Below are 11,538 nucleotides of genomic sequence, written 5' to 3'. Positions count from 1 at the left end.
CGAGGCGTTCTTGGGTGGGGCGATGGGTATCGCTGGTGAGGGTTTCATCTTGGAGGGAGAGATTTTCCATCTCCAGTTGCATTACCCGCCGATCGATCGATTCGAGTTCAGTAGGTTTGGAGGTGATCTCCATCTTCAGTTTGGCGGCGGCTTCATCGACAAGATCGATCGCTTTATCTGGCAAAAATCGATCGGCAATATAACGACTGGAGAGATTGGCAGCCGCTACCAGGGCGGAATCGCTAATCTTGACACCGTGATGGACTTCATAACGTTCTTTCAAGCCCCGCAGGATCGAGACTGTATCTTCGACGCTGGGTTCGTTAACTTGGACGGGCTGAAACCGCCGCTCCAAAGCCGGATCTTTTTCGATATATTTGCGATATTCATCGATCGTGGTGGCACCGATACAGCGCAATTCGCCCCGTGCCAGCATCGGTTTGAGCAGATTGCTAGCGTCCATCGCGCCTTGGTTACCACCCGCACCGACGACGGTGTGTAATTCGTCGATAAATAGGACGATTTGCCCCGCCGATTCGGTGACTTCTTTGAGAACCGATCGCAAGCGTTCTTCAAATTCACCGCGCAGTTTAGCCCCAGCAATCAAGCTACCCATATCGAGGGAAATCAAGGTACGGTCTTTAAGTGATTCGGGGACGTCGCCATTGACGATGCGTTGCGCTAATCCTTCGGCGATCGCGGTTTTCCCGACGCCAGGTTCGCCAATCAAGACAGGATTATTTTTCTGGCGGCGCGATAGCACCTGGACGACACGCTTGATCTCTTCATCCCGTCCGATCACTGGATCCATTTTGCCAGCTCTGGCAGCTTCGGTGAGATCTTTCCCATATTTCGGTAAAGCCGCACTACTTATTTCCGCAGTAGGGTTGCTGGCTTTAGGAACGGCAGCGCGCACTTGCTCGATCGCGGATTCCAATTGTGGCCGATCGAAATTAAATCCTTTTAATAGTCTCCGCCCAATTCGATCGTCCTCACTCAAGGCCAAAATCAGATGATCGACACCAATAATCCGGTCTTGCCGACTTTCCCGTGCGGCTTCAGCCCGATCGAGCAATACATCCAAGCCTCGGCCTAAATACAAGTCTACAACTCGATCCAATCGTGGCTGCCGCGTCGTAAATTCCTGGAGTTGCCGCGTCAATTTTTCTACATCCACCCCGACCCGGGTCAGAATTTTGGGAGCGGCATCCTGCTGCTCTAACAACGCGATCGCCACATGCTCGACTTCTAGCTGCTGGTTGAAAGATCTCCTGGCTACATCCTGTGACTTGATGATTGCATCCCAGGCTTGGTCGGTAAATTTGGTAGGGTCTGTAGGCTGCATGTCTAGGGGCTGGCGATTAGTCTGATCGTGTGTGTTCAGTATATCAAGGAAGTCCAGTTCAGTGGCAATTGAGTTGAGATCGCGATCGATTAGCGACCGGATACATTCAGAAATCGGCTCTCCAGTAAACTTTTAAAGCTGAAAATCAGGGGATCGCTGGTGAGATGATGGCAACCTATACTAATATATTCACAGATCGAGCCGCTGCCTTCAATCATCTCGATGCTGCCAGAGAAACGTAGCCTGTCGGCCTAGCCAAACTGACAATATGACTTAGATCTCGATCGCACATATCTAAATTGTATCGCTGTACCGCAAAGGTTCCAAAGACATGACATATCTATTAGCTGGCGATCTGGGCGGTACCAAAACACTCCTGAGACTGGTGACGGCCACAGATCCAGATCGCGCCCAATTCGAGCGATCGTATCACAGCTCTTCCTATCCGAATATCATCGCGATCGTCCGCGAATTTGTAGCCGCAGCGCAAGCCCAGCTCGGTAAAATCGAGATTGCCAGTGCCTGTCTGGGCATCGCTGGAGCCGTAATCGATCGCGCGTCCTATTTGCCCAACCTCGACTGGCACATCAATGCTGACGAGCTAGAGCGCGAGTTACATATCCCTAAGTTGAAATTAATCAACGACTTTACGGCGATCGGTTATGGCATCCCCCAACTGCGTTCCGCCGATCTCCATCCGCTCCAAGTTGGAATATCGATTCCCCAGGCACCGATCGCGATTATTGGTGCTGGTACCGGGCTAGGACAAGGTTTGCTGATTCATAACGGTCGGGAGTATCAAGTCATGCCCACCGAGGGCGGACATGTCGATTTTGCCGCTCGATCGCGTCCAGAGTTTGAGTTATTTGAATATTTACGCCAAAGCAAACAACTCGATCGGATCTCCGTCGAGCGGGTGCTCTCTGGTGCGGGGATTGTGTCGATTTACCAATATCTGCGTGATACTGGAAACTTCTCCGAAACAGATGACGTCGCTAATGTAGTGAGATTGTGGGAATCATCAACAGCCACCGCTGTCGATCCCACCACCACAATTTCCGCGATGGCGATCGCCAACACCGATCCGCTCTCGCAAGCCACGATGACGATGTTTGTCTCGATCTATGGTGCGGAAGCTGGAAACCTCGCCCTCAAAACCCTTCCCTACGCTGGAATCTACATTGCTGGTGGGATCGCCGCCAAAAATCTCCCCTTATTAACAGATGGGACTTTTATGGCAGCATTCAAGCATAAAGGTCGAGTCAGCAATATCTTGACTGAGATTCCCGTTGCTGTCGTTCTCAATCCCCAAGTTGGCTTGCTTGGTGCTGTTGCCCAGGCATCTGCCTTAGGAGCATAAATAACAAAATCGATCGTTTGTCAGTGACTGAGATCGCGATTACGGTTAACCGATTCAGTAAGTCGGTAATGAGTGTGATATAGACAACAGTTTTCCACTCAGTATTCTGTCAGAGTTTAATGGATCTCTAGAACATGGGTTCGCCAAATGTCAATTCATTTGGTATTGACGATCGAGCCTAGATTGCTCTCTAGCGAAGGGTTGTCAGTATTAACTAAGGTCTTCGCTCAACCTAACTCCCCGCCGAGACATTAGTTAATTCGACAAAAATTGTCTAATGCATTAAGATTGTCAATGAGAAAAACATTAAAAAATAATAAAGGTTATAATCTATAGCAGTGGTGCTAATACAAGGAGGTCTATGTTTCTTAGACTAGCAAATCAACATCAAGAATTTGTCAAAGACCTGGTAATGAGCCTTCAGGCTCTAGCTACTGTCTTGGAGCGACGCGGTTATGAGGCTGCTTGCTATACATGCGGAGACCGCATGAACAGTGCCAACTTTATGGTTAGTTTGGCACCAAATCATCTGATCCGGTTTCTGGTATCCGATTATGGGATTACCTGGACAGAATTACGCGACGATCGCGAATTGATGAAGCTCGAAGGCGCAGAAGCAATCGGCCAGTTGCAAGAATTGGCCGATCTGCTCAAGGTTCGGCTGCATAGCCAAGAACCTGCGTTCAGCGTCTAGTCGTCGCCAATTGCATCGATCTGGATGCTTTCACGAGCAGCTCGACTCGATCTGCGCTGACGGCTAGTTCGTTCACTCATCAGTTACCTAAATTTAATAGTTCGCTGCCAATGGTACGATATCCAGGAAAAAGCTGTCGATCGAAAGTTGGTGTAACTAGCGATCTCGATAGCAATTCATTATTGACCGATCGAGGAGCCGACAACTGGGTGTTGACCGTAAAAAGGTAAAGCCATCGCCCAGTGTGGATGATCCCCCTGCGCCTGAGCCATCTGCGCCAAAGCTAAGACGCCTAAGACCGTATCAGCAAGATTGGCTGACTGCGGCACAGAATGGTGATGTGATGGCTGAGATTCGGCTAATCTGGTTTCCCAATCACCAGCCGACATCACCGTATCCGTCAGCATTACTCTCAAGCCCCGCTCTTCCCGACTCACGTCATAAATAGCCCCAAACACCTCACCCCGTTGTGCAGACATCGAAATCGCGATCGTGCCGTGGTGAGGTAACTGCCAAGCGATCGCCGCTAAACTCGATACTGTAAATATCGGTAAGTCAAGCTGTTGCCCCAAAGTCCGCGCTGTCACTAACCCCAACCGTGTCCCCATAAATCCCCCCGGCCCATTTGCGACCGCAATCCAGCCCAGATCTTGCCAAGTTTGGGGATCGATAAAATCCCGTAGATAGGGATGGAGCAGATTGGAAGTCTCTCGTCCTAAATCCCAGGATCGGTGACGCACATCATCGTAGTTACTACCAATGGCTAATCCCAGCGCAGGACTGCTAGTATGTAGGGCTAAACCGTATTTCATGGGATAGGGGATAGAGAGTAGAGAGTAAGAATTGCCGCTCCTATCGATTTCAGGTTTACTGAAAATTGAAATCGACCAGAATACATGTGCGGCTCGAATTTAAAGATGCGGCATCACCCATGATAGAGGGGAACGGACTACGATAATAGAAACACATTTGCAAGGGATCGGAATTAATGCCTATGACTTCTGCTGATGCTGGATCGAATTCTCCCCATGATATCCCAGCGCAAACCCTGCGCGAACGCTATCTCCAAACAATCGCCGACATTGCCGAGCGGATTTTGACGGGCAAACAGATTATCTCGAAAGAGTATATCTATCAAATCCTCGTTGAAAAAATTGAGCTGGGAACGAGCGAACTATTTGAAGGTTGCCTGAGCGAAACGGTACAAGGTATCGAACGAGAAATAGCCAGCCAAGCGGATGAAGTCAAAACAGCTAAATTAAAACACAAACTCACTGCTTTAACCTGGATTCAGACCTCGTTGGGTAATCTTCAGGACGAACGTCAAGCTGTAGCAGCAGTAAAGGGGACGATCGATCTCATTGCTACCACCGCGCCAAATGAGCGGTTAAATGTCCTCCTGCAAGCACTCGATCCCAATCAGGAACGTAAACTCGATCGCGCTCAGATCGAATTGATGATTAAGTCCCTTCAGTCTGTGGCCACAATTAAACTCGAACCCGCAGATTTCGAGCAATTAAAACAATTAGCCCTCGGACTCGATCGGGGATTGAAGTTACTCCCCACGCTCGAACCCCATCTCGTCAGTTGGATTTATGAGAGCGGTCAACAGATCGGTTTTGGTGGAGCCACGGAAAGTGGCCCCTGGTCGCTGTGGGCGCGACAAGTCACCAATCCAGCAATTAAGTCATTATTTCAAACGATCGGGCGGCAGCAGTCAATTTCCGATCTCTGTGCGACTCAGGCAACTAGCAATGAAGGAGAGTGGACGGAGCTGGCGATCGTCTTGCAGAGTATTCAGACTGCTTTGGTAACTTGGTTCGACGGCCAGATGTACGATCGAGACTGGGGGCAACGGCTGGCCTTTAGTACACTAATTACGTTTGCGGCAATTTGGTGCGAGCTAGCCAATGGCATCAATCGCGCCATCGGGATTAATAGCAGCCATCGAGAGGCGATCTCCAAGGCTTGTTTTCAGGTGACATTGCAAATTCTGCGCACTGCGGCGCAACGTCCGAATTTTCCTTTGTACGGCGGGATCTTTGCTGCATTCTCTGGCGAAACCCTCCGCGATACCCTCTCTTATTTCGATCTACCGCTCAAGCAGATAGCAGGGACTCAGGAAAAAGGCCGGTTATTAACGATTTTGGGCTATTCTCAGCAAGCCTTGGGACAAATCGATCGATCGATCAAACTGCACCAAGAAGCCTTGGAAATTGCCAATCAAGCTGGAGATCGTCCCTGTGAGATTGCCAATCTTAACCATCTGAGTCGGATCGCGATCGGTCAAAAAGATTATCCCCAGGCAATTAGCCTGAGTCAACGCGCCCTGATTTTGGCTAGACAAACGGGCGATAGATTGGGTGAAGCGAATGCGCTGACTAATGTTGGCTACTCTGAAGTGTTGGCCGCACACGAGATCGATCTGATGGATGAGGATGTTTACGAGCAGAATATCAGTTATCTCGATCGGGGTTTGAAACTAGCGGAGACTTTGGATGACAAACAAAGCATCGCCCTGGGTTATCACAGCCTCGGACTAGCATACTTAACTATTCAACAACCGGAAAAAGCGATCGAGTATCTCCAATTGGGTACCAAAGCCGCTCAAGCAGTTGGGGATTTATACCTCCAAGGACTGAATTTGACCTACCTCGCTGAGGCGCATCACAGTTTGGAAAAAAACAAAACAGCGATTTTTTATAGCTGTCTGGCGATGTATCAACTCCATCAAATCGGCGCAAAGGAATGGCGACAGGGCGCGAGTTTAGCTACTATTCTCCAAGGACGACTCGGTGTGGAGGAGTTTCAAGCCATTCTCACCCAGTATCGTCCGAATTTAATCCCCGCGATCGGGGTTGATGGCTACGATTATCTACCCCAATTACTCGACGAGTATCTACATGGTAATGGTTAATTGATCGTCAATTAGATCTTTCGCATCTAGGCAGACTGTTGTTGGAGCGAGGGTTTATGATCCGCTCTAATGAGGCTGTCAACTGTCAACTATTTACACCTTAGCGAGGATAATCTTGGTTAATTTTCTTTCGATTAACTCATAACTAAACCAAGCGACCAAAATAGATACTATCGGCCCTACAATAATCAATGTCAAATTCCCCAGCAGTGGATTTCCTTCGGCAACTTTTACTGCAATACTCCGCACTAGATCCAGCACAAATGGATGAATCAAATAAAGGCTATAACTAATCGTCCCTAAAAATTGGATAGCACGGAGCCTCAAGATCTTGGCTGAAAATAAATCCTCCTGCACGACCTCAACAAAGAAAATGCTCAGAAAAGGAATGGCAATTAATGGATGATAAGCATAGCCGATCGCCGCAATAACTAAAGCTGGTAATCCCAGTCGATATGTCGATGGCAATGGTGGGAAAGCAAGAATTTTCATACTGAAGACCGTGCTTTTGGTTGACGATCGTACTAGCTCTAATTCTTGTCGCTCGTAGTTGCTGTGAATTAGATAGCAACCGACACCGATTAAAAAAAATACTGCATTAATCCAAGTGTAGATTGCCATCGCAATTATCGCTGCTAGCACGATCAGACCAAGATTTTTCGCAACTCCCCGTAAGGTTGTGCTAGTTTTCCAAACTAGTCCAGCCAGAATGTAGAACAAGGCTTCATAGCTAAGTGACCAGGCATTTTTTTGGGCGATCGGTAAATCGAAAATACCTGGTAAAAATAGTAAGTTAGCAAAGAATGCTTGGAAATAATTGAGACTACCGTATTTTAAAGTCCCCATCCAATCGTATCCTTTTGCTGGTCCGATCGCAAACATAATTAGGTGGAGCACTAAAAATACTGGATAGATCCGCACGAGTCGATTTTTGGCAAAAATCCGTAAAGAATTGTGCTTTTCTAATGTCTGAGCGATCAAAAATCCACTAATACAGAAAAAGATACAAACGCAAAAGGGAGCAAACGATCGAATCGATTCAATTGATGTCCATAGAGCATTATTTTTCGCACCCATTCCATGGACGTGAAAAAATACGACTAAAATGGCTGCCAAGCCGCGTAGACCATGAATAGAAAGATTAAAGTTTGAATTTTGTTTCACGATCGTTATCAATTATTTTCGGCTCGACATATATCACCTGCTTTACCATTGAGTGCCAAAAACAACCTGTTGAGGTGAACTACATGTTCGATCCCAAGCTTAACCTCACTTATCTAGTATTGCTCTCCGTCAAATACAGGAAAAGCGTTGTAATGACGTCTAGAAAATTTGAGTTCGTGGATCTCGATCGCCGGTACCGGCGATCTAATCTAGCCCATGGGCGGGGGATGGCTGGTAGCAATCGCCTCATAATTACTAGCTCAGTATCTAGTAGATAGAGGTTTATAACGAACGATCGAGAGCTGAAAATTCGCTGAGTAAAAAAAGCAATCCATCCTTGGAAGTATCTTCGTAGTGCCCGATCCCCTCCCGTCCAAAAATAGTAGTTATTACCGAACCCAATGATTAAAATTACTATTCCCAATCGCTAAAATTACTGTGTTAAGATTTAATGACACTCAGACAAGCAGCAGGGGATGGAAAACAGCCATGTTTGAACGCTTTACAGAAAAAGCCATTAAAGTAATCATGCTGGCCCAGGAAGAAGCACGTCGCCTGGGGCACAATTTTGTCGGTACCGAGCAAATCCTCTTAGGATTGATTGGTGAAGGTACTGGCGTAGCAGCAAAGGTCTTGAAGTCGATGGGGATCAACCTCAAAGATGCCCGGATCGAAGTTGAGAAAATTATCGGACGTGGTTCGGGTTTTGTCGCCGTTGAAATCCCCTTCACTCCCAGAGCGAAGCGAGTTTTAGAGCTATCGCTAGAAGAAGCTCGCCAACTGGGACACAACTATATCGGTACCGAACACTTACTGCTCGGCTTGATCCGCGAAGGTGAAGGCGTAGCTGCCAGAGTGCTCGAAAATCTAGGTGTGGACTTAACCAAAGTTCGGACTCAAGTAATTCGGATGCTGGGGGAAACCTCCGAAGCTGGTGTGGCTACCGCTCCAGGGGGACGCACTGGCAGCAATAAAACCCCAACGCTCGATGAGTTTGGTTCTAACCTGACGCAAATGGCTCAAGATGGGAAATTAGATCCCGTCGTCGGTCGTGCCAAAGAAATCGAACGCGTGATCCAAATTCTCGGTCGGCGGACGAAAAATAATCCCGTCTTGATCGGCGAACCTGGTGTCGGTAAAACCGCGATCGCTGAAGGTTTGGCGCAACGGATTGCCAATCAGGATATCCCAGATATCTTGGAAGACAAGCGCGTCGTGACCCTTGATATCGGGTTACTCGTTGCTGGTACCAAGTACCGGGGTGAATTTGAGGAACGCCTCAAGAAAATCATGGATGAAATCCGTCAAGCGGGTAATGTCATCCTCGTGATCGATGAAGTCCACACCCTGATCGGTGCTGGCGCTGCTGAAGGTGCGATCGATGCTGCGAATATTCTCAAACCGGCTCTAGCACGGGGCGAACTCCAATGTATCGGCGCGACAACCCTCGATGAGTACCGCAAACATATCGAACGCGATGCGGCTCTCGAACGTCGCTTCCAACCCGTGATGGTTGGCGAACCCAGTGTCGATGAGACGATCGAAATCTTGCATGGTCTGCGCGAACGTTACGAACAGCACCACAAGCTCAAAATCACTGATGCGGCTCTGGATGCTGCGGCCAAACTAGCTGATCGCTATATCTCCGATCGATTCTTGCCCGATAAGGCGATCGATCTGATGGACGAAGCTGGCTCTCGCGTCCGCCTGCTCAATTCTCAACTCCCCGCTGCGGCCAAAGAGTTGGACAAAGAATTGCGGAAAGTCCTCAAAGAAAAAGACGAAGCCGTCCGCTCTCAGGATTTTGATAAAGCCGGTTCGCTCAAAGATCGCGAACTCGAAATCAAAACTGAAATTAAGAGCATCGCTCAAGCCAAGAAAGCTAGCGATGACACCGAAGATCGCGTCATGCCCGAAGTCACCGAAGAAGACATCGCCCACATCGTGGCTTCTTGGACTGGTGTACCTGTGAGCAAGCTGACTGAATCTGAGTCTGTCAAACTGCTGAACATGGAAGAAACCCTCCATCAGCGGTTGATCGGTCAAGAAGAGGCGGTCAAGGCTGTCTCCCGTGCCATTCGTCGCGCTCGTGTCGGCTTGAAAAATCCCAACCGCCCGATCGCTAGTTTCATCTTCTCCGGCCCGACTGGAGTTGGTAAAACCGAGTTGACCAAAGCGTTGGCTAACTACTTCTTCGGTTCGGAAGACTCGATGATCCGCTTGGATATGTCCGAGTATATGGAACGTCACACCGTCTCCAAACTAATCGGTTCGCCCCCAGGCTACGTCGGCTATAGCGAAGGCGGTCAATTAACTGAAGCCGTGCGTCGCAAGCCTTATACCGTCGTCTTATTCGATGAAATCGAGAAAGCGCACCCAGATATCTTTAATATGCTCCTGCAAATTTTAGAAGATGGTCGCTTGACTGATGCCAAAGGTCGCACGGTAGACTTCAAGAACACGATGATCATCCTCACCTCGAACGTCGGTTCCAAGGTGATCGAAAAAGGTGGTGGCGGTCTTGGTTTCGAGTTCTCGGACAACAAAACCGAAGCAACTTACAACCGGATTCGCAGCTTGGTCAACGAAGAACTCAAAAACTACTTCCGGCCAGAGTTCCTCAATCGTTTGGACGAAATCATTGTCTTCCAACAGCTCACCAAGCCAGAAGTCAAAGAAATCGCCGACATCATGCTCAAGGATCTCTTCGGTCGCCTGACCGAGCAGGGAATTAAGCTCGAAGTCACCGACAGATTCAAAGATCGCCTGATCGATGAAGGTTACAATCCGGCCTATGGTGCGCGGCCGCTCCGTCGGGCGATTATGCGCCTGCTTGAGGACATCCTCGCGGAGGAAATGCTCTCCGGTCGCCTCAAAGATGGCGATACCTCGATCGTCGATATCGGCGAAGATGGTAAAGCGATCGTCACTCCTAAGCAGGATAGTCTGCCTACTGCGGCACCCGATCTTTTAGCCCCAGTTGGCGAATAATCGATCGGTGAGAATATCTAATTAGTTAAAAAAGGCGTACTATTAAGTACGCCTTTTTTGCAGTTTCTATAAACTCTCAATTAACCTCTGTTACTTAACTAACAGATTAATAGGGATCGTCACCAATCGAGAGCAGTGTATCACGATCCTTTTTCGGCAACGCTTCTGAGAGTCGCATGACGTGACTGTAAGTATCTTGCCCCATGAGGGCAATCAGTGACTCCTCACCTGTACTTTCGAGCAGACGTTCGATTTCGCCCTGGCTAGCATCACCCGTGCGCGCCGAGTATAAAATACCGCGACACACAGAAAGTGCTTTGGCAAGAACAGCTATCGCTCTGTCATTATCATATTGCATAGTTTTATTCCCTAAAAATTATTGAGGTGGAGTTCCAGTAAAAGCCAATCCTTCAAAGAGTTCGATATCAACGTGATTTGGGGTTGACGACACGAGATCGATACATCTATTCTTCTATTGCTAAATTCCGCCGCACCCACAGCCTAAATTCCTTTCTAGCTTCACTCATCAATATTTCGGGATGCTCTAAAATCTGTGCAAAACCTTCGTTAATTAGTAGTGAGGGAAATAACGAGCTAGTAGCAGATTCGATATACCGCCCATCTGTAAGTACAAATATCGCTAATTTACCTTGCTGATATCGCCAGATTTCTGGTACGCCTAAAGATTCATAGGCACTGAGTTGAGTCGGTGAAGTTAGATCGATTTCTATTGCTAAATCTGGTGGTGGATCGATCGCTAAATCCAATCGCTTTTTACCCAGGATTGCTTGACAATTTTTTAAATAAAAGCAATCATCAGGCTCGATCCCTACTTTCATCTGAGAGTTTTTAAAAGTGGTAGAACCCAAAGACTCCCAAGGTAGATCCAATTCTTCCAGCAACACGACGAGTAGATTGCTAATTAAGACCTTCAACCGTTCGTGTTCTGGTAATGGCATCCGAATCTCTAATTCTCCAGCAGCATAAGCGATCCGTGTAACTCTCTTCTCTCCCAATTCCAGCAAAATTTGCTCGAATTCTGCCCAGCTCACATCATGCAGATATAT

General features: G+C 48.0%; 9 protein-coding genes. 4 read left to right on the top strand and 5 right to left on the bottom strand.

The features are described 5' to 3' along the window. The coding region (locus tag RMO27_RS05790; RefSeq protein WP_309730369.1) for a Clp protease N-terminal domain-containing protein at positions 1 to 1,345 on the bottom strand (1,345 nt) is incomplete at its 3' end. A 331-nt stretch (positions 1,346 to 1,676) separates the two neighbouring features. Here RMO27_RS05790 and RMO27_RS05785 point away from each other — a divergent pair. Both RMO27_RS05785 and RMO27_RS05780 read left to right on the top strand, forming a co-directional pair. Beyond that, positions 1,677 to 2,705 carry a glucokinase gene (locus RMO27_RS05785; protein WP_309730366.1) on the top strand — a complete coding sequence of 343 codons (1,029 nt, stop codon included), beginning with the start codon at positions 1,677 to 1,679 and terminating at the stop codon, positions 2,703 to 2,705. Between the two features lie 361 nt (positions 2,706 to 3,066). Next, positions 3,067 to 3,399, top strand: a complete 333-nt coding sequence (locus RMO27_RS05780; RefSeq protein ID WP_309730364.1) for a DUF1815 family protein — start codon at positions 3,067 to 3,069, stop codon at positions 3,397 to 3,399. Positions 3,400 to 3,578: 179 nt separating this feature from the next. Here RMO27_RS05780 and tsaB read toward each other — a convergent pair whose 3' ends face one another. Continuing rightward, on the bottom strand, positions 3,579 to 4,211 hold the full coding sequence (gene tsaB, locus RMO27_RS05775) for a tRNA (adenosine(37)-N6)-threonylcarbamoyltransferase complex dimerization subunit type 1 TsaB (protein ID WP_309730361.1): 633 nt from the start codon (positions 4,209 to 4,211) through the stop codon (positions 3,579 to 3,581). A 182-nt stretch (positions 4,212 to 4,393) separates the two neighbouring features. Between tsaB and RMO27_RS05770 the strand changes: the two genes are divergently transcribed. Further along, complete coding sequence (locus tag RMO27_RS05770) at positions 4,394 to 6,316, top strand: tetratricopeptide repeat protein (RefSeq protein ID WP_309730358.1); 1,923 nt, start codon at positions 4,394 to 4,396, stop codon at positions 6,314 to 6,316. 93 nt (positions 6,317 to 6,409) lie between these two features. Here RMO27_RS05770 and RMO27_RS05765 read toward each other — a convergent pair whose 3' ends face one another. Beyond that, a complete protein-coding gene (locus tag RMO27_RS05765; RefSeq protein ID WP_309730356.1) occupies positions 6,410 to 7,480 on the bottom strand; it encodes an acyltransferase in 1,071 nt (356 codons plus the stop codon). A 489-nt stretch (positions 7,481 to 7,969) separates the two neighbouring features. Between RMO27_RS05765 and RMO27_RS05760 the strand changes: the two genes are divergently transcribed. Beyond that, positions 7,970 to 10,471: an ATP-dependent Clp protease ATP-binding subunit gene (locus RMO27_RS05760; RefSeq protein WP_309730353.1), complete on the top strand. Its 2,502-nt coding sequence runs from the start codon at positions 7,970 to 7,972 to the stop codon at positions 10,469 to 10,471. A gap of 106 nt (positions 10,472 to 10,577) precedes the next feature. Here RMO27_RS05760 and RMO27_RS05755 read toward each other — a convergent pair whose 3' ends face one another. Both RMO27_RS05755 and RMO27_RS05750 read right to left on the bottom strand, forming a co-directional pair. Further along, positions 10,578 to 10,829 carry a hypothetical protein gene (locus tag RMO27_RS05755; protein WP_309730350.1) on the bottom strand — a complete coding sequence of 84 codons (252 nt, stop codon included), beginning with the start codon at positions 10,827 to 10,829 and terminating at the stop codon, positions 10,578 to 10,580. Between the two features lie 106 nt (positions 10,830 to 10,935). Then, positions 10,936 to 11,538: Uma2 family endonuclease (locus tag RMO27_RS05750; RefSeq protein WP_309730347.1), on the bottom strand; the 603-nt coding region annotated here is incomplete at its 5' end.

The sequence above is a fragment of the Chamaesiphon sp. OTE_75_metabat_556 genome (assembly GCF_031378165.1).
In the GTDB taxonomy this organism is placed as follows: domain Bacteria; phylum Cyanobacteriota; class Cyanobacteriia; order Cyanobacteriales; family Chamaesiphonaceae; genus Chamaesiphon.
Note: the sequence above shows the minus strand (reverse complement) of the source record. Positions and strands in the feature narration are given on the sequence as shown.

Excerpts from the sequence above, each read along its gene's own strand:
- RMO27_RS05785 (WP_309730366.1), top strand. The coding sequence starts at position 1,677 with ATGACATATCTATTAGCTGGCGATCTGGGCGGTACCAAAACACTCCTG.
- RMO27_RS05780 (WP_309730364.1), top strand. The coding sequence starts at position 3,067 with ATGTTTCTTAGACTAGCAAATCAACATCAAGAATTTGTCAAAGACCTG.
- tsaB (WP_309730361.1), bottom strand. The coding sequence starts at position 4,211 with ATGAAATACGGTTTAGCCCTACATACTAGCAGTCCTGCGCTGGGATTA.
- RMO27_RS05770 (WP_309730358.1), top strand. The coding sequence starts at position 4,394 with ATGACTTCTGCTGATGCTGGATCGAATTCTCCCCATGATATCCCAGCG.
- RMO27_RS05760 (WP_309730353.1), top strand. The coding sequence starts at position 7,970 with ATGTTTGAACGCTTTACAGAAAAAGCCATTAAAGTAATCATGCTGGCC.
- RMO27_RS05755 (WP_309730350.1), bottom strand. The coding sequence starts at position 10,829 with ATGCAATATGATAATGACAGAGCGATAGCTGTTCTTGCCAAAGCACTT.